At 66.7% G+C, this 17,945-nt stretch carries 15 protein-coding genes; 2 read left to right on the forward strand and 13 right to left on the reverse strand.

Translation table 11 applies throughout. The annotated features are described in order from the left end of the window. The first annotated feature begins 139 nt into the window (after positions 1-139). A complete protein-coding gene (locus tag A4C63_RS11040) occupies positions 140-3,070 on the forward strand; it encodes an aminotransferase (RefSeq protein ID WP_063912693.1) in 2,931 nt (976 codons plus the stop codon). A gap of 74 nt (positions 3,071-3,144) precedes the next feature. Then, positions 3,145-4,050, forward strand: a complete 906-nt coding sequence (locus A4C63_RS11045; RefSeq protein WP_063912694.1) for a LysR family transcriptional regulator — start codon at positions 3,145-3,147, stop codon at positions 4,048-4,050. A gap of 75 nt (positions 4,051-4,125) precedes the next feature. Here the strand turns inward: A4C63_RS11045 and A4C63_RS11050 are convergent, their stop codons facing one another. The 13 genes from A4C63_RS11050 to A4C63_RS11110 form a co-directional block, all read right to left on the reverse strand. After that, entirely contained in the window at positions 4,126-4,821 is a 696-nt protein-coding gene (locus A4C63_RS11050) for a response regulator (RefSeq protein WP_063912695.1), read from the reverse strand. After that, entirely contained in the window at positions 4,818-7,472 is a 2,655-nt protein-coding gene (locus tag A4C63_RS11055; protein WP_063912696.1) for a sensor histidine kinase KdpD, read from the reverse strand. Before A4C63_RS11055 ends, A4C63_RS11050 begins: the two co-directional genes overlap by 4 nt. Before the next feature lie 85 nt (positions 7,473-7,557). Beyond that, positions 7,558-8,109 carry a potassium-transporting ATPase subunit KdpC gene (kdpC, locus tag A4C63_RS11060; protein ID WP_063912697.1) on the reverse strand — a complete coding sequence of 184 codons (552 nt, stop codon included), beginning with the start codon at positions 8,107-8,109 and terminating at the stop codon, positions 7,558-7,560. A gap of 10 nt (positions 8,110-8,119) precedes the next feature. Next, complete coding sequence (gene kdpB / locus A4C63_RS11065; protein WP_063912698.1) at positions 8,120-10,174, reverse strand: potassium-transporting ATPase subunit KdpB; 2,055 nt, start codon at positions 10,172-10,174, stop codon at positions 8,120-8,122. A gap of 9 nt (positions 10,175-10,183) precedes the next feature. Continuing rightward, positions 10,184-11,878 carry a potassium-transporting ATPase subunit KdpA gene (kdpA, locus tag A4C63_RS11070; RefSeq protein ID WP_063912699.1) on the reverse strand — a complete coding sequence of 565 codons (1,695 nt, stop codon included), beginning with the start codon at positions 11,876-11,878 and terminating at the stop codon, positions 10,184-10,186. Positions 11,879-11,887: 9 nt separating this feature from the next. Then, positions 11,888-11,977 (reverse strand): K(+)-transporting ATPase subunit F, encoded by a 90-nt coding sequence (gene kdpF, locus A4C63_RS11075; protein ID WP_003251485.1) that lies wholly within the window; start codon positions 11,975-11,977, stop codon positions 11,888-11,890. A gap of 179 nt (positions 11,978-12,156) precedes the next feature. Next, entirely contained in the window at positions 12,157-13,209 is a 1,053-nt protein-coding gene (locus A4C63_RS11080) for an AI-2E family transporter (RefSeq protein WP_063912700.1), read from the reverse strand. Positions 13,210-13,221: 12 nt separating this feature from the next. Then, positions 13,222-14,016, reverse strand: coding sequence for a DUF4892 domain-containing protein (locus A4C63_RS11085; protein WP_063912701.1), 795 nt, complete (start codon positions 14,014-14,016; stop codon positions 13,222-13,224). 109 nt (positions 14,017-14,125) lie between these two features. Beyond that, positions 14,126-14,980, reverse strand: coding sequence for an alpha/beta hydrolase (locus A4C63_RS11090; RefSeq protein WP_063912702.1), 855 nt, complete (start codon positions 14,978-14,980; stop codon positions 14,126-14,128). Then, complete coding sequence (locus tag A4C63_RS11095; RefSeq protein WP_063912703.1) at positions 14,977-15,765, reverse strand: alpha/beta fold hydrolase; 789 nt, start codon at positions 15,763-15,765, stop codon at positions 14,977-14,979. Before A4C63_RS11095 ends, A4C63_RS11090 begins: the two co-directional genes overlap by 4 nt. A 301-nt stretch (positions 15,766-16,066) precedes the next feature. After that, positions 16,067-16,525, reverse strand: coding sequence for a phosphohistidine phosphatase SixA (gene sixA / locus A4C63_RS11100; protein WP_063912704.1), 459 nt, complete (start codon positions 16,523-16,525; stop codon positions 16,067-16,069). Further along, positions 16,522-16,869, reverse strand: a complete 348-nt coding sequence (locus A4C63_RS11105) for a DUF4389 domain-containing protein (protein WP_027592856.1) — start codon at positions 16,867-16,869, stop codon at positions 16,522-16,524. Before A4C63_RS11105 ends, sixA begins: the two co-directional genes overlap by 4 nt. Positions 16,870-16,905: 36 nt before the next feature. Next, positions 16,906-17,931: an NAD(P)H-dependent glycerol-3-phosphate dehydrogenase gene (locus A4C63_RS11110; protein WP_063912705.1), complete on the reverse strand. Its 1,026-nt coding sequence runs from the start codon at positions 17,929-17,931 to the stop codon at positions 16,906-16,908. Positions 17,932-17,945: the final 14 nt, after the last annotated feature.

Raw genomic sequence — 17,945 nt, forward strand, 5'->3', positions numbered from 1 at the left:
GGAAGAGCATCAACGCAAGTATCGGATTTTCTATAACTCAGCCTTGTTATCAGTTTTTTTGACAACAATCGTCTTCCATCATCAGCCGGATCGGGCATAAATTCTCAACCGTCAACTCCCAGCACCAACGGTAGAGCCCATGTCCAGCCCACAGAACCAGCCCGCCTCCCCTGCCTTGGCCACTCTGATCCAGCGCTCCGGCCTGCCCAGCCCAACGCTGAGCGAAGCGCAGGCACACACCGTGCTGCAGGCCCACTACGGCCTTGCCGGTAACCTTTCGGTACTGGGCAGCCAGCAAGACCTGAACTTCCACGTGAGCACACCGCAGGGTGGCTATGTGCTGAAGGCCTGCCACGGCAGCTATGCCCAGCTGGAACTGGAAGCGCAACACGCCGCCCTGGCCTTCCTGCGCGATCAAGGTTTGCCGGTACCTGCCGTGCGCGCAGCCCACAACGGCGCGGGATTGCTGGATCTGGACATCGACGCGCAACCACTGCGCCTGCGCCTGCTCGATTACATCGAAGGCCAACCGTTGACCCGCCTCAAGCACATGGAGCCACGCCTGATGGCTGAACTGGGCGGGCTCTGTGCGAAGCTGGACAAGGCGCTTGCCGATTTCGATCACGCAGGCCTGGCGCGCACCCTGCAATGGGACCCGCAGCATGCCCAGGCACTGATCGATCACCTGCTGCCGGTGCTGCAGGACAGCGGGCAGCGCGCCCGCATCGAACACGCCACCCGCCAGGCCAGCGAGCGTCTGATACCGCTGGTCGATCAACTGCCAAGCCAGGCCGTGCATCTGGACATCACCGACGACAACACCGTGTGGGCCCGTGATGCCCAGCGCCAGTGGCAACTGCAAGGGGTGATCGATTTCGGCGACCTGTTGCGCACCTGGCGCATCGCCGACCTGTCGGTGACCTGCGCTGCGCTGTTGCACCACGCCGAGGGTGACCCACTGCGCATCCTGCCTGCAGTGCAGGCCTACCAGGCGCTCAACCCGCTGACCGAGCCCGAACTACGCGCCCTGTGGCCGTTGGTGCTGAACCGCGCTGCCGTACTGGTGCTGAGCAGCGAACAGCAGCTCGCCGTCGACCCCGGCAACCAGTACACCCGCGACAACATCGCCCATGAATGGGAAATCTTCGACACGGCCACCGCGGTACCTTTCGCGTTGATGGAAGCTGCCATCCTGCAAGCTGCGGGCCTGCAACCCGCCACGCCGGACCTGAGCAGCTGCGCCCCCCTGCTCCCTGAACTGAAAGGGCAGCCAGTGACGCGGGTCGACCTGGGCGTGCTCAGCGTGCATTGCGAGGCGGGCAACTGGGAGCAACCGGGCTTCGACCAGCACCTGCTGACCACGCAACCGGCCCCAGCCTGCAGCCTGCACGGGCAATATCGCCTGTCGCAAACCCACATCGACCGCCCTGAAGAACCCGCCACCTGCGCCCTGGGCGTCGAGCTGCATGTGCCCAACGGCAGCCTGGTGCAAGCGCCCGATACCGGCACCTGGCAGCGCCATGGCGACGGCCGTGGCTGCCTGCGCAGCGCGCACTGGGCCCTGTGGCTGCAAGGCCTGGAAGACGCGCCTGCAAATGGCCAGGCCGTGGAAAAAGGCCAGTCGCTGGGCAGCAGTTGTGGCTTCCTCAGTGTGCAGCTGTGCCTGGATAACAGCATCCAGCCACCGTTCTTCGCCACCCCGTCCCAGGCGACCGCCTGGCTGGCCCTGTGCCCGTCGCCAGCTGCGCTGCTGGGCTTCGACTGCAACGCCGAGCCGCTCCCTGACCCGCAGGCCCTGCTGGCCCGCCGCGACGCCAGCTTCGCCCGCTCACAGAAGCACTACTACGCCCAACCGCCACACATCGAACGCGGCTGGCGCAACTACCTGATCGACATGCAGGGCCGCTCCTACCTGGACATGCTCAACAACGTCGCGGTACTGGGCCACGGCCACCCGCGCATGGTCGCCGAGTCGGCGCGGCAATGGTCGCTGCTGAACACCAACTCGCGCTTCCATTACGCGGCCATCAGCGAGTTCTCCGAACGCCTGCTGGCGTTGGCGCCCGAAGGTTTCGACCGGGTGTTCATGGTCAACAGCGGTACCGAAGCCAACGACCTTGCGATTCGCCTGGCCTGGGCCTACAGCGGCGGACGCGACCTGCTCAGCGTGCTGGAGGCCTACCACGGCTGGTCGGTGGCCACCGATGCCATTTCCACCTCCATCGCCGACAACCCGCAGGCCCTGGAAACCCGCCCGGACTGGGTGCACCCGGTCGAGGCGCCGAACACCTTCCGTGGCCGCTTCCGTGGCGCCGACAGCGCCACCGACTACCTGCGCGACGTCGACGCCAAGCTGGCCGACCTCGACGCCCGTGGCCGCCAGTTGGCGGGCATCATCTGCGAGCCGGTGTACGGCAATGCCGGTGGTATTTCGTTGCCGGCCGGTTACCTGCGCGAAGCCTATGCCAAAGTCCGTGCGCGGGGCGGCGTGTGCATCGCCGACGAGGTACAGGTCGGTTATGGCCGCCTGGGCGAGTACTTCTGGGGCTTCGAGGAACAGGGTGTGGTGCCCGATATCATCACCATGGCCAAGGGCATGGGCAACGGCCAACCGCTGGGCGTAGTCATCACCCGCCGCGAGATCGCCGAAGCACTGGAAGCCGAGGGCTACTTCTTCTCCTCGGCCGGTGGCAGCCCGGTCAGTTGCCGTATCGGCATGGCGGTGCTGGACGTGATGCAGGAAGAAGGCCTGTGGGACAACGCCCGTGACACCGGGCGCTACTTCAAGGCACGCCTGCAGGCACTGGTCGACAAGCACCCGCTGGCCGGCGCGGCGCATGGTTCGGGCTTTTACCTGGGGCTGGAACTGGTGCGCGACCGCACAACCCTGGAGCCGGCCACCGAGGAAACCATGGCCCTGTGCAACCGCCTGCGTGACCTGGGCATCTTCATGCAGCCGACCGGCGACTACCTGAACATCCTCAAGATCAAGCCTCCGATGTGCACCAGCCGGGCGAGCGTGGACTACTTTGTCGACAGCATCGACCGGGTGCTCTCCGAGGGCCTGTAAGGAATTGCGCAGCTGGCCGAGGAGTGTTCATACTTTTCGGCCACAACGCTTCCTCGTCATCAGGTTTTCTGACAATGGCCTTTACCAGCGACTCCCTGGCAATCTTCCTCGCGGTGCTGGAGGCAGGCTCGTTCTCCGCTGCCGCCCGCAAGCTGGGCCGTGTACCTTCGGCCGTGAGCATGGCCATCGCCCAACTGGAAGCGGAGCTGGACCTACCGCTGTTCGACCGGGCCACGCGCAAAGCCTTGCCCACCAGTGCCGCCCTGGCGCTGGAGCCCCAGGCCAGGCAGGTGATCTGCCAGCTCAACCTGCTCGACGCCCAGGCCCTGCAACTGCACAAGGGCCTGGAAAAGCGCCTGACCATCGCCATGGCGCCCGAGCTGCAGACCGGCCCCTGGAACCAGCCACTGGAAACCCTCGCCCAGGAATTTCCCAGCCTGGAAATCGAGGTGCGCTCGGCCACCCAGGCCGAAGCCATCCGCCTGCTGCATGACGGCAGCGTGCAATTGGCGCTGGTCTTCGAACGGCCCGGTATCGACGAGCGCGAGTCATTCCTGGAGGCCGGCAGCCAGTTGCTGGTGGCCGTTGCCTCGCCCCGCCACCCGGCCGGGCAGAACAGCGGCACGCCGTTGCCGGAAGAGGCTTTCGCCGAACAGCGGCAGATCATCGTGGCGTCCGGCAAGGCCACCGGGTCGGACCCGCGCATGGTACTGTCGCGGCGCATCTGGCTGACCGACAGCTACCTGGCCACGCTGGACCTGGTGCAATCGGGCCTCGGTTGGGCCTATCTGCCGCAACCGTTGGTTGAACCGTTGATTGCTTCGGGCGCGCTGGCGGAGGTGCGCTTCGACAACATGGCCAGCCGGTTGCGCTTGTGGGTCGACATCATCTGGGTCAAGCCGCGCCCGCTGGGGCTGGGTGCACGGCGTTACCTGGAAGTCATGCGGCAGCTGTTCGAGAAGGAACCACCGAGGGCCTGATGCCCCCTTGCGAGAGTAACTGTACTGCTCAGGCTTCCTGGGTTTGCACCCTCCCTGTGGGAGCGTGAACCCGGACTATGCAGCAGGCGCCACCAGCCTGTACCCCACCCCTGCCTCGGTGATGATGAACCGCGGCGCCGTCGGGTCATCCCCCAGCTTCTGCCGCAAATGCCCGACCACAATCCGCAGGTAATGGGTGTCATCCACATGGGTAGGCCCCCAGATATCCTTGAGCAACTGCTGCTGGGTAATCACCCGCCCCGGGTGCCCGGCCAGTTGCGCCAGCAGCGCATACTCCTTGCGCGTCAGCGCCACTTCCACGCCATCCAGGGTCACCCGGCGAAAGGCAAAGTCCACCATCAGCGGCCCAAAGCTGGCCGCCACTTCCGAGCCACCAGCCTGCGGCACCTGGCGCAGCAAGGCACGTACCCGCGCCAGAAACTCCTGGATGCCGAACGGCTTGGTCACATAGTCATTGGCCCCGCCATCCAGCGCATCGACCTTCTGCACTTCACTGGCGCGTACCGACAACACCATCACCGGCACCGCGCTCCATTCGCGCAGGTCACGCAGCACCTGCTGGCCGTCCATGTCCGGCAGGCCCAGGTCGAGCACCACCAGGTCCGGTTTGCCCAAAGCGGCCTGGGCCAGTCCCTCCGCGCCGGTGCCGGCCTCGAGCACCTTGTAGCCCTGCGAGGCCAGGCTGATGCGCAGGAATTTGCGGATCTGCGGTTCATCGTCGATGACCAGGAGGGTAGCGGACTGACTCATGGGGTATCACTTTCGGCTTCAGGTTGAGGGGGCAGCGGCAAGCATAAAGTGATGCTGGTGCCCTGGCCATCGATGCCTTCGCCCACCAGGATCTGCCCGCCATGGGCGCCGATCATGCCCTGGCAGATCGCCAGACCCAGGCCGGTGCCCTGCCCACCGCGGTCGCCGCGGGCGGCGGTGTAGAACATGTCGAAGATCTTTTCGCGGTCGGCCACGGGAATGCCGGGGCCCTGGTCGCTGACGGCGAAGCGCAACTGGGTGTCGTGCACCGACACCTGCAGCTCCAGCCGGCCATTGCCTGGCGAAAAGCGCGCGGCATTTTCCAGCACGTTGACCAGCGCCTGCTCGATCAACGCCGCATGCACGAACAGCAACGGTAGCTCGGCCGGCACATCGGTATGCACGCGCAGCGGTGCCAGCACCACGCGCAGGCGGTTGAGCGCGCTGCCGACAATGTCCGCCGGGGCCACCCAGTCGCGGGCCAGCTTGAGGCCGCCGTGGCCAAGGCGGGTCATGTCGAGCAGGTTCTGGATGTAGCGGTCGAGGCGTTCGGCCTCGTTGCGGGTGCCCTCCAGCAGTTCGCGTCGGTCTGCAGCGGGAATCGCCTCGCCCAACGCCAACAGGCTGTCGATGCTGCCGCGCATGGCGGTCAGCGGGGTACGCAAGTCGTGGGAAACGGAGGCGAGCAAAGCGCTGCGCAGTTGCTCGGTTTCGCCATGCAGGCGCGCGGCCTCCAGCTGTTCGGCCAGGCGGGCGCGGGCCAGGGCCTGGGCCAGTGGCTGACCGAGGGCGGTGAGCAGGCGCCGGCGCGGGTCACTGAGCGGCTGGTCGGAGCGTGGGCGCACACCGAGCAATGCCAGGGGCTGTTCATCCACCGCCAGCGGCCACCACCACCAGCGGCCATTGGGCAGGGTGTCGCTGCCATGCCCGGCGGCCTGGACGTGCTGCCAGGCCCACTCTGCGGCCGCGCGCTCATTATCGCTAAAGGCATGGGCTTCGCCGCTGACCACCTGCAACTGGCCTTCGACATTGCGCTCCAGCAGGCACACCTGCATGTCCTGCCAGCCGTCCAGGTGCTGGCCGGCGGCGTTGAACACCGCCTGGCGGTCGGTGGCCACGGTCAGCCGGCGCGAAAGGTCGAGCAGCTGGCTGGTCTGCGCCTGGGTCTCGCGCAGTGCCTGCAACTGGCGGCGCTGGCGGGCGGCCAGGTTGCCGGTGAGCGCGGCCATCAACAGGAAGAACACCAGGGTCAGCACGTCTTCTTCGCGCTGGATCCTGAACGACAGGTTGGGCGGGATGAACAGGAAGTCGTAGGCCAGGAACGACAGCACCGCACAAGCCAGCGCAGGCCCCAGGCTGCTGCGCACCGCCACCAGCAACACCGCGGCCAGGAACACCAGCGAGATGTTGGGCAGGGCCAGCACACTCGACACCGCCCAGGCCAGGCCTGCAGCCATGACCGTGGCCAGCAGTGCCAGCAGGTAATGGCGCCAGACCCACACCCGCCGCACCGCCGAACGCGGCGCTTGCGGCTGCACGTCGCGGTCCAGCACGTTGATTTCCAGGCCGTGGCTTTCACGCAGCAGCCGCGTGGCCACGCCGGCACCAAACAGGCGCCGGCGCAGACGGTCGCGAGACTGCCCGACCAGCACCAGACTGGCCCGCCGCTCGGCGGCGTGCTGGATCAGCGTGCGTACCACTTCGCCGGCGCGCAGCACCACCACCTCCCCGCCCAGGCGTTCGGCCAGTTGCTGGGCAGCTTGCAGGCGCTGGCGCGCAGTTTCGTCGCGCAGGCGGCCGTTGTCTACATGCACCAGGCTCCAAGGCAGGTGGCGGCGCTGGGCCACACGGCTGGCATGACGCACCAGGCGCTCCGCCTGATCGTCGCCATCCACGCCCACCAGCAAGCGCCCACGCAGGGCGGGCGCTTCCTGGCCGCGTTGGCGATAGCCGTGTGCCAGGTCGGCATCCACCTGCGCGGCGGCGGTCTGCATGGCCAGCTCGCGCAGGGCGGTGAGGTTGGTTTGCGAGAAGAACGCATCGATGGCGGCCCGCGCCTGCTCGGGCACGTACACCTTGCCTTCGCGCAGGCGTTCGAGCAGCTCACGGGGTGGCAGGTCGATCAGCACAAGCTCGAAGGCTTCCTGCAGCACCCAGTCCGGCAGGGTTTCGCGCACTTGCACGCCGGTAATGTCGCGGACCTTGTCGTTGAGGCTTTCCAGGTGCTGGACGTTGACCGTGGTGTACACATCGATGCCGGCGGCCAGCAGTTCCTGTACGTCTTGCCAGCGTTTGGCGTGGCGGCTGCCGGGCGCATTGGTGTGGGCCAGTTCGTCGACCAGCACCAGGGCCGGGGCGGCCTTGAGCAGGCCGTCAAGGTCCATTTCCTCGAGGGTAACGCCGCGGTACTGGCTGCGCAGCAGGGGCTGCTGGTGAAGGCCGCCGAGCAGGGCTTCGGTTTCGGCGCGGCCATGGGTTTCCACCACCCCGGCCAGCACCTGCACACCCTGGCGTTGCTGAGCGTGGGCGGCCTGGAGCATGGCGAAGGTCTTGCCGACGCCGGGGGCGGCGCCAAGGAACACCTTCAACCGGCCCCGACCGGATCGCGGGAGGGTAGCCAACAGCGCGTCTGCGCGGGCGGAGTCACTCATCTTTCATCCTTTGATGTGGCGGCGTCCTGCAGCCTCGCTGGGCCTGCTTTGCAAGCCCGCGAAGGGCCGCGAAGCGGCCCCGATATCAGTGGCCCAGATGCTCAAGTGCCTGGTTCAAGGCCAGCACATTGACCACCGGCGGGCCGACCAATGGGTGGAGGGTGGCCTCTTCCAGCAAGCCTTGCAAGCGCTCTACCGGCAGTTGCCGTGCCGCCGCCACCCGCGGGATCTGGTAGGCCACGGCCTCCGGCGGCAGGTGCGGGTCGAGGCCGCTGCCCGAGGTGGTCAGCAGCGCCTGGGGCACCGCCCCCTGCTGCGCCTGGTACAACGCAGCCGCATCGCCCTTGACCCGCTCGGCCAGCGCCGGGTTGCTCGGCGACAGGTTGCTGGCGCTGCTGGCCACGGTGGCGTAGGCGCCCGCCGATGGCCGTGCGTGGAACCAGCCATCACCCTGGAAGTCCTGGGCGATCAGCGCCGAACCGCGCACCTGGCCATGGTCATCGCGCACCAGGCTGCCGTTGGCCTGGCTCGGGAAAGCGACCTGGGCAATACCGGTCACTGCCAGCGGATACAGCACGCCAGTCACCAGGGTCATCAACAGGGCCAGGCTCAACGCCGGGCGTACATAAGCATTCATGATGGCCTCCTCAGACCAGGTGCAGGGCATTGAGCAGCAGATCGATCAGCTTGATCCCGGCAAACGGCACGACAATTCCGCCCAGCCCGTAGATCAACAGGTTGCGCCGCAGCAGGTGCGCCGCACTGGCCGCCTGCACCCGCACACCGCGCAGCGCCAGCGGGATCAGCACGATGATGATCAGCGCGTTGAACACGATGGCCGACAAAATCGCACTCTGCGGGCTGGCCAGGTGCATCAGGTTGAGCACGCCCAACTGCGGGTAGATGGCAGCGAACAGCGCCGGCAGGATGGCGAAGTACTTGGCCACATCGTTGGCGATGGAGAAGGTGGTCAGCGCACCGCGGGTCACCAGCAGCTCCTTGCCGACCTGCACCACGTCCAGCAGCTTGGTCGGGTCGCTGTCCAGGTCGACCATGTTGGCCGCCTCGCGCGCAGCCTGGGTGCCATCGTTCATGGCCATGCCCACGTCAGCCTGGGCCAGAGCCGGGGCGTCATTGGCACCGTCGCCGCACATGGCCACCAGGCGGCCTTCATTCTGCTCCTGGCGGATGCGTGCCAGCTTCTTCTCTGGCGTGGCCTCGGCCAACACGTCATCCACGCCGGCCTCGGCGGCGATGGCGGCAGCGGTCAGCGGGTTGTCGCCGGTCACCATCACCGTGCGGATGCCCAGCTTGCGCAGTTCGGCGAAGCGCTCGCGGATGCCGGGCTTGACCACGTCCTTGAGGTGGATCACGCCGAGCAGGCGCTTGTCGAGGCACACCAGCAATGGTGTACCGCCGCTCTGGGCGATGCGCTCCACTTCACGGGCCAGTGCCTGTGGCATTTCCAGGCGTTGCATGCCGACAAACGCCAGTACGGCATCAACGGCGCCCTTGCGGTAGCGGTGCTGCTGCAAGTCGATGCCCGACAGGCGCGTCTCGGCACTAAAGGCCACGGCCTCGAACTGCCCGGCGGACGGTTCGACGAAGTCGTGAAGCTGACGCAGGTACTCGACGATCGACTTGCCCTCGGCGGTGTCGTCAGCCAGCGAGGCCAGCAAGGCGCCCTCCCCCAGCTCGCGGGGGGTGATGCCCGGTGCGGCGTGTAGCGCGCTGCAACGGCGGTTGCCGAAGGTGATGGTGCCGGTCTTGTCGAGCATCAGCGTATGCACGTCACCGGCCGCTTCCACCGCGCGGCCCGAGCGGGCGATAACGTTCAACCGCACCAGCCGGTCCATGCCGGCGATACCGATGGCCGACAGCAGGCCGCCGATGGTGGTGGGGATCAGCGTCACCAGCAGCGCAGCGAGAAAGATCAGCGGCAAGCTGCCACCCACGAAGTGGGCGAACGGCTGCAAGGTTACCACCACGATCAGGAAGATCAGGGTCAGGCCGATCAGCAGGATGTCGAGGGCGATCTCGTTCGGGGTCTTCTGCCGCTTGGCGCCTTCGACCAGGGCAATCATGCGGTCGAGGGTCGATTCGCCCGGGTTGCTGGTGATGCGGATCAACAGCCAGTCGGAAACCAGCCGGGTGTTGCCGGTCACTGCCGAGCGGTCGCCGCCGGATTCGCGGATCACCGGCGCGGACTCGCCGGTAATGGCGGCCTCGTTGACCGCAGCGATGCCCTCAAGCACCTCGCCATCACCGGGGATCATTTCGCCGGCCACCACGCGCACCACATCGTCCTTGCGCAGCGCGCTGGCCGCGACTGTCTCGTAGCTGCCATCGCGCTTGCGACGCTGGGCGGTCAGGCCCTGGCTGCCGGCCTTGAGGCTGTCGGCGCGGGCCTTGCCACGGCCTTCGGCCAGGGCCTCGGCGAAGTTGGCGAACAGCACGGTGAACCACAGCCACAGCGCGATCTGCACGGCAACGCCGGTGCTCACACCGCTGCCAGGGGAAAAGCACAGGACAGTGGTCAGCACAGCAGTCAGGGCGACTACCAGCATCACCGGCGAGCGCTTGAGCTGGCGCGGGTCAAGCTTGACGAATGCCTGCACCAGCGCCGGGCGCCACAACGCGGCGAAGCGGGTCTGGTCCTTGGCACTGTGCCGGGCTTGTACTTCAGGAATGGGCATGTTCATGGTCGGTCCTCAAAAACCCAGACTCAAGTGTTCGGCGATCGGCCCAAGGGCCAGGGTTGGCAGGAAAGTCAGGCCACCGACCAGCAGGATGGTGACCAGCAGCAGGCCGGTGAACAGTGGGCCATGGGTGGGGAAGCTGTTCAGGCCCTGGGGCGCGCTTTTCTTCGCCGCCAGGCTGCCGGCCAAGGCCAGCACCGGCAGGATGTAGCCGAAGCGGCCGACAAGCATGGCCAGGCCGATCATCAGGTTGTGGAACACCGTGTTGGCACCGAAGCCGGCGAAGGCCGAGCCGTTGTTGGCCGTACCGGAGGTGTAGGCGTACAGCAGCTGGCTGAAGCCATGCGCACCCGGGTTGCTGACCGCACCCGCCGGGCCTGGCAGGCTGGCGGCGATGGCGCCGAGCACCAACACGCCGACCGGCATCACCAGCAGGGTCGCCACCAGTAACTGCACCTCGCGTGCCTGCAGTTTCTTGCCCAGGTATTCCGGGGTGCGGCCGATCATCAGCCCTGCCAGGAACACTGCGATCAGCACGAACAGCAGCATGCCGTACAGCCCGGCGCCAACGCCGCCGAAGATCACCTCACCGACCATCATGTTGACCATTGCCACCATGCCGGTCAGCGGGTTGAGGCTGTCGTGCATGGCATTGACTGAACCGTTGGAGGCAGACGTGGTAGTCACCGTCCACAGCACCGAACCGGTGGTACCGAAGCGGCTTTCCTTGCCCTCCATGGGGGCGCTTTGCTGTACCTGCGCGCTCTCGAGGGCCGGGTTGGGCTGGTGCTCGGACCACAACGCCGTGCTGCCGCCGATCAGGAACAGGGCAAGCATGCAGGCGAGGATGGCGCGGCTCTGGCGCAGGTCCTTCACGTAGTGGCCAAAGGTGAACACCAGCGCCACCGGTATGAGGATGATCGAAGCCACCTCGAACAGGTTGCTCCAGGCCGTGGGGTTTTCGAACGGGTGCGCCGAGTTGACGCCGAAGAAGCCACCGCCATTGGTGCCCAGTTGCTTGATGGCGATCTGGCTGGCGGCCGGGCCCAGCGGGATGGTCTGTTCGGTGCCTTGCAGAGTGACCGCGTGGGCGTAGTCGGCCAGGGTTTGCGGCACACCTTGCCACACCAGCAACAATGCCAGCAGCAGGCACAGCGGCAGCAGGCCGTAGAGGGTGGCGCGGGTCATGTCGACCCAGAAGTTGCCCAGTGTCGTCGCGCTGCGCCGGGCAATGCCACGGCACAGCGCGACCAGCACGGCCAGGCCGGTGGCAGCGCTGACGAAGTTCTGCACGGTCAGGCCGAGCATCTGGCTCAGGTAGCTGACCGACGCCTCACCGCTGTAGGCCTGCCAGTTGGTGTTGGTGACGAAGCTGACCGCGGTGTTGAACGCCAGCGACCATTCCTGGCCGGGCAGATGCTGCGGGTTGAATGGCAGGTAGCCCTGTAACAGCAGCACCGTGAACAGCAGCAGTAACCCGGCCAGGTTGAAGGCCAGCAGGGCCAGGGTGTACTGCTGCCAGTTCTGTTCCTGGCCGGCACGCACGCCTGCCAGCCGGTAGCAGGCCTGCTCGACCGGGCCCAGCACGGGCGACAGCCAGGTGCGCTGGCCTTCCATGACCTTGAAGTAGAACCGCCCGAGCCAGGGTGCCGGTAGCAGCACGATGGCGAAAAATGCCAGGAGCAAGGCGAAGTCGTAACTGTGCATGGCCGCTCCCTAGCTGCGATCGGCGCGCAGCAGCGCCACCAGCAGATAAAACGCCAATGCCACTGCCAGCAGCAGTGACAGCCCGTCAAGCATGTTCATGTGTGGTTCTCCCCGTGGTGCGGCTTGGGCCGCTTTGGGGAAATTGTCCGAGGGAGGGGCGTAAAGGGGCGAGATCGGGGGGTGGGGATGGGAATAAAGAAGGTGTAAAGATCAGGCTTTTCGGTTGTCGGTACCGGCCTCTTCGAGGCATCGAACCGCCGCGAAGAGGCCAGTACAGGTTACCGCTGGGGCGGCTGCTGCGCCGCGTTGCGGCTCCAGTCCAACAGCAGGCTGTAACCGACAGCCAGCAAGGTCGGCCCGATGAACAGGCCAATGAAGCCAAAGGCAATCAAACCGCCGAACACGCCCAGCAGCACGATCACCAACGGCAGGTTGCCGCCACGGCTGATCAGGTACGGTTTGAGCACGTTGTCCACGCCACTGATGATGAAGGTGCCCCAAACCCCCAGGAACACCGCCATGCCGTACTCGCCCTTCCATACCAGCCAGCCGGTGGCCGGGATCCAGGCCAGTGGCGGGCCCATGGGGATCAGGCTGAGCATGAAGGTGACCAGGCCCAGCACGATGGCCCCGGGCACACCGGCGATCAGGAAGCCGATCAACGCCAGCACGCCCTGCGCGGCGGCCGTACCGATCACCCCGTTGACCACTCGCTGCACCGTACCGGCCACCAGTTCCAGGTAGTACTCGCCGCGGTCGCCCATCAAGCGGTGCAACAAGCGCAGGACGAATGCCGACAGGCGTGGGCCGTCGCGGTAGAAGAAGAACACGAACACCAGGCTCAGGGTCAGCTCCAGCACGCCGCTGCCGATCTGCGCACTGCGCGCCAGCAACCAGTTGCCCACCTGCCCCAGGTGCGGTTTGACCGACGCCAGCAAGGCTGCGCCCTGCTGGTCCAGCGATTGCCACCAGCTGACCAGGCGCTCGCCAACGAACGGGATGCCGCCCAGCCAGGCCGGTGCATCGGGCAGGCCGTCCACCTGCACGTCACGCACGAATGCCGTCGCATCGCGAATGTGATCGGCCAGGTTGAACCCCAGCCACACCAGCGGCAGCGCCACGATCAGGATCCAGGCGCTGGTCAGCAGGCTTGCCGCCAGGGTTTCTCGCCCGCCCAGCACACGCGTCAGCAAGCGCATCAACGGCCAGCTGGCAAAGGCCAGGATGGCCCCCCACAACAGCGCTGAAATGAAAGGTGCCATTACCCACAGGCCGGCCCCCAGCAGCGCCAGCAGCAGAATCTGGACCAGCATGCGGTCATTGTTAGCCATGGTGGTGCTCGTTCAACGGATCAGTTCAAGGTGCAGGCCGTCGGTAGGCGCGCTACCGACTTCCAGGCGGCCATTGCGTACCCCCGCCTTGACCAGCGCTTCGCGCCAGGCTTCTGCCTGGGCGCCACTGAGGCTGGCACGCAGGGTGCTGTCGAGGTTCAGGCTGCGGGCCAGCAGGTTCGCCCAGGTGTCTTGCGGCGCGGCCAGGTCAGGGTAGTCGAGCTTGCCGGTATCGCGCATTTCCCGCAGCACCGTGGCGGCGGTCGGCAGCAGTTCGCCCAGCGGGCTGCCGGCGACGAACTCTTCCACGTGCAGGTAGGCGCGGCGGTTGCCGCGGGTGACGCTGTACAGCGCGACCAGGGTGTCGGCCTGCTCCGCCGAGCGGCGCAGCAGGATGAACGCCTGCTGCTCGTCGCCGCCGTTGAGGCGGGCATTGCCGAACACATCATTGGCCCACAGGCTGGCCTCGCCGCAATCGCGGCCCTGGCACCAGAACAGCGGGTAGCCGCCGTCGCGCTGCAGTGCTTCGCGAGCGCTGGTGAAGGATTCGCGGGCGGTACGTTCCACCGGCAGTTCATAGGTGACCGAGCTGACCTGGCCGCGGCTTTCGACCTTGTCCTCGACCCGCAGTCGGCCGCTGATCTTGCGCAGCGGGCCCATGGGGTAGACACGCTCCTGCTCGACGGCCGGGCGCTGGTCGACCACCTTGGCGTCCACCGGTACCGGCAGGCTACCGGCCCACAGCACGGGGCTGGCGAACACCAGGCAGGCAGCGAAGGCATTACGGATGGCTACAGGCGCGCTCATTGGCGACCCAGGCGGCGCTCAGCGCCGAGGTGAAGCTCCAGGATGTCTGGCAGTTGCATGGTTGTCTCCCTGTTCAACCCGCCAAGCCTCGACACTTGTCCGGTGCAAGTCAAGCAAAGCCAAAGAAGCGATTGAAACAGTCTGCGACAAGGGCCGCGCCCTGCTCATCGTTCAGGTGCAGGTGATGGCCACCGGGCAGCGTCACCTGCTCAAAGGGTAGCTGCTCCAGCAACCCGGTGTGGCGCGCCAGCATGCCATCGGCGGCCACTACCAGGCGCGCCGGGCAACTGACCCGGCGCACATAGGCCATGGCCTGGGCCTCGCTCAGGCGCACTGGCGAAGGCAGGGTCAGGCGGCTGTCGCTGCGCCAACTGTAGCCACCAGGCACCGGCATCAGGCCACGCTGGGCCAGCAGCTCGGCTGCCTCGCGGCTGACCGCGACCATGCCTTTCATGCGCGCCTGCACGCCCTGCTCCAGTGTCGTGTACACCGACTTGCGCTTGCCATCCAGGCGCAACTGGGCCTGCAGGGCCATGCCCAGCCGCTCACCGGCGTCCTGCTCGGCGCCAGTCGGCGGGATGACGCCGTCGATCAGGGCCAGATGGCTGACCCGCTCCGGCAACGCACCAGCCAGTTGCACCGAAATGATTGCCCCCAGCGAATGGCCCAGCAGGGCGAAACGTTGCCAGCCCAACTGCTCGGCCACCCGCAGCACGTCATGGGCGTAATCGGCCAAGGCATAGCCGGCGCCGAGCGGCCGGTGCTCCGAGTAACCATGCCCGGCCAGGTCCAGGGCGACGATGCGCAGGCCTTTGAGCTGCGGCGCCAGGCGGGCGAAGCTGTTGGCGTTGTCCAGCCAGCCATGCAGGGCGATCACCGGCAACCCGTCCTCAGGGCCGAACAGGTGCGCCGCCAGTTCGATATGGCCCAGGCTCAGGCGGACTTCCTCGACCTGCGTGCTCATGCCTGGCTCCAGCGGTCAAACAGGCCCTTGATCAGGCTGGCGGTGTCGGTTGGCCGCTCCAGCGGGAACATGTGCCCACCCGGTACGCTGTGGTATTCGCCCTTGGGCATACCGCGCACGGCCAGGGTATGGTGGTGGCGAATGACGTTGCTGCGCTCGCCGCGAACCATGGCCAGTGGCACCTGCAACTGCCGCGCAGGTGCAGGGCTGGTATGCGGGATGCTGCGGTAGATGCTGATTTCCGTGGCCGGGTCGAAGCGCAACTGCAGCCCCTGCTCCTTCGCCTGCAGGCCGTGCTCTATATAGGCATCGAGGCAGTCGGGGTCAAAATGGCGGAACAGTGACTTGCCGGCAAAATAGTCCCGGGCGCTGTCGCGGTCATTGAAGGTTTCGCGGCGCCCCAGGGTGCGGCCAGCCGGGGTGATGCGGTCGATGAAGCCGAAGCGCTTGGCGGTGCGCAGCAGCCACTGGTCGGCGCGGGTGAGCACCGGCGAGTCGAGCATCACCACGCCGCGGTAGTACTCGGGGCAGCGCAAGGCGGCATGCAGGTGCAACACCCCGCCCAGCGAATGGCCGACACCCCATACCGGCTGGTCCTGCCGGGCCAGGTGGTGCAACAGTTCGTCGACCAGGCTCTGCCAGTTGTCGTCCACCGGAAAGCGCGGATCGTGCCCGTGCTGGGCCAGGTGCTGCACCTGATAGTCCGGTGCCAGGGCAGCGAACAGCTTGCCGTAGGTGGCCGAGGGGAAACCGTTGGCATGGGCGAAGAAGATCTGCTGCGACATGGCACCGGGTCCGGATCGGGGATGATGGCCCATTGTCGGTATCCCGGGGCGGTTCGGCAACGTCCGGAAAGGTCATCGGCGAGGGCTATCAGGTCAGGCTTGTGGGAGATCGCAGCCCTTTGGGCTGCGCTGTCGCGTAGATAACTGAGTTCGCAAGCAATCCGCGAACCCTGTGGGAGCGCCCTTAGCCGCGAAGAATCCAACACGGTGCATGGCACCGGCTGCGCCGGTGTTCGCGGCTAAAGCCGCTCCCACCGTTCAGGGCGTGGGCGGTACCTGTCCGCGCAGCGGCCCCGTGGGTTCACGCCGGCGAGTTGATCGCCCGAAGGGTCATCAGCCCAGCCAACGGCCAGTCCCCGTCCAGCTCCGCCAGGCTTGCCGTGCTCATGCCCGCCGGGTGTTGCTGGTGGCCATGCTCCAGCACCCCGACCAGGGTACCCACCAGCGGCTGATGGCTGACCAGCAGCACATGCTCCAGGCCCAGGCGCTCGATTTCGCCGATGACCTGCTGCACATCCGTGTCGGGCGTCAGCCAGGGCACGGTGCGCACCGGCTCGGCGAAGCCCAGGGTGTCATGCACCAGGGCGGCCGTTTGCTGGGCACGTACGTAAGGGCTAGCGATGATCGCCTGCAACGGTTGCCCCAGCAGGCGGGCGGCGCTGTGCAGCACCTGCTCGCGGCCGTGGGCGGTCAGCCGGCGCTCGGCATCGCTGTTGGCCCGCGGCTCCGCTTCGCCGTGGCGCAGCACCCATAGTTTCACAGCTTGGGCTCCTCATCACGCACCGGGTGCGGGGCCGGGGCCACGGCGTGCGGGGCCTCGCCTTCCGGGGCACGCGGTGCCGGCCAGTCGGCGAACGGCCACGGTTTCTGGTCGCTGTGGAAGCTGCCAAAGCGGCCGATCTGCGCCAGGTACTGGCTGAGGCTGTCGCCGAAGTTCATCAGGCTGGCGCTTGGGGCGCCGTACACCAGACGGTAGATCAGTTGTACCAGTACCAGGCCACCGAGCAGCAGCTCGGCCAACTGCCAGACCACCAGGAACACCAGCATCCACAGGACCCGCAGGATGATCGACTCGCGCTGGGCGCGCTCGGGCGTATCGTTCATGTGTTGCTCCTTGCTGTTGTCAGAGCCGCTCAAGGCTCAGTTGAAACCGCTGATGGAAATGAAATCGACATCGGTCTTCGGCTCGGCACGCATCAGGTGCTCGATCACCTGGTTCAGCGTGCGGCCTTCGAACAGGATGGCATGCAGGCCCGCCACCAGCGGCATGTACACCTGCACTTCCTGCGCCTTGGCCTTGAGCACCTTGAGGGTGTTGACGCCTTCGGCCACTTCGCCCAGGCGGTTGACCGCCTGCTCCAGGCTCAGGCCCTGGCCCAGCGCGTGGCCGACCTGGTAGTTGCGGCTCTTGGGCGAGGAGCAGGTGACGATCAGGTCACCGACACCGGCCAGGCCGAGGAAGGTCATGGGGTTGGCGCCCTGGCTTACGGCAAAGCGGGTCATCTCGGCCAGGGCGCGGGTAATCAGCATGCTCTTGGTGTTCTCGCCCATGCCCAGGGCCACTGCCATGCCGGCGATGATGGCATAGACGTTCTTCAGCGCCCCGCCCAGTTCGACGCCAAAGCGGTCGGCACTGGCGTAGACGCGGAAGGTACGCCCATGCAGCACGGCCTGCACCTGCTGGCAGAGTTTTTCGTCCTCGCTGGCGACCACCGTGGCGGTCAGCGCATGTTCGGCGATTTCACGGGCCAGGTTGGGGCCGGACAGCACGCCGATGCGCGCCTCGGGGGCGATTTCCTCGAGGATCTGGCTCATCAGCTTGAAGCTTTGCGCTTCGATGCCCTTGGTCAGGCTGACCAGGCCCTTGCCACGCAGCAGCTCGGCATGCGGGGCCAGCACGCTGCGCAAGGCGCTCGATGGCAGGGCGACGAAAACCAGGTCGCTGGCCTGCAGGGTGGCCAGCAGGTCGCTGACCGGCTCGACGCCGTCGTGCAGGCGGATGCCCTTGAGGTAGCGCGGATTCTCGCGATTGACGCGCATGGCCTCGGCCTGATCCGGGTCGCGCATCCATTGGCGCACCGGCACACCGTTTTCCGCCAGCAGGTTCGCCACGGCGGTGCCGAAGCTGCCGCCTCCCAGAACTGCAACAGGTTGCTGTTCAGTCATATCCAATCCGTTAA

It is taken from the genome of Pseudomonas sp. p21, from assembly GCF_001642705.1.
Taxonomy (GTDB): Bacteria; Pseudomonadota; Gammaproteobacteria; order Pseudomonadales; family Pseudomonadaceae; genus Aquipseudomonas.

Bases quoted from the DNA above. Each gene is read 5' to 3' on its own strand.
- A4C63_RS11040 (WP_063912693.1), top strand. From the start codon at position 140: ATGTCCAGCCCACAGAACCAGCCCGCCTCCCCTGCCTTGGCCACTCTG.
- A4C63_RS11045 (WP_063912694.1), top strand. From the start codon at position 3,145: ATGGCCTTTACCAGCGACTCCCTGGCAATCTTCCTCGCGGTGCTGGAG.
- A4C63_RS11050 (WP_063912695.1), bottom strand. From the start codon at position 4,821: ATGAGTCAGTCCGCTACCCTCCTGGTCATCGACGATGAACCGCAGATC.
- A4C63_RS11055 (WP_063912696.1), bottom strand. From the start codon at position 7,472: ATGAGTGACTCCGCCCGCGCAGACGCGCTGTTGGCTACCCTCCCGCGA.
- kdpC (WP_063912697.1), bottom strand. From the start codon at position 8,109: ATGAATGCTTATGTACGCCCGGCGTTGAGCCTGGCCCTGTTGATGACC.
- kdpB (WP_063912698.1), bottom strand. From the start codon at position 10,174: ATGAACATGCCCATTCCTGAAGTACAAGCCCGGCACAGTGCCAAGGAC.
- kdpA (WP_063912699.1), bottom strand. From the start codon at position 11,878: ATGCACAGTTACGACTTCGCCTTGCTCCTGGCATTTTTCGCCATCGTG.
- kdpF (WP_003251485.1), bottom strand. From the start codon at position 11,977: ATGAACATGCTTGACGGGCTGTCACTGCTGCTGGCAGTGGCATTGGCG.
- A4C63_RS11080 (WP_063912700.1), bottom strand. From the start codon at position 13,209: ATGGCTAACAATGACCGCATGCTGGTCCAGATTCTGCTGCTGGCGCTG.
- A4C63_RS11085 (WP_063912701.1), bottom strand. From the start codon at position 14,016: ATGAGCGCGCCTGTAGCCATCCGTAATGCCTTCGCTGCCTGCCTGGTG.
- A4C63_RS11090 (WP_063912702.1), bottom strand. From the start codon at position 14,980: ATGAGCACGCAGGTCGAGGAAGTCCGCCTGAGCCTGGGCCATATCGAA.
- A4C63_RS11095 (WP_063912703.1), bottom strand. From the start codon at position 15,765: ATGTCGCAGCAGATCTTCTTCGCCCATGCCAACGGTTTCCCCTCGGCC.
- A4C63_RS11105 (WP_027592856.1), bottom strand. From the start codon at position 16,869: ATGAACGATACGCCCGAGCGCGCCCAGCGCGAGTCGATCATCCTGCGG.
- A4C63_RS11110 (WP_063912705.1), bottom strand. From the start codon at position 17,931: ATGACTGAACAGCAACCTGTTGCAGTTCTGGGAGGCGGCAGCTTCGGC.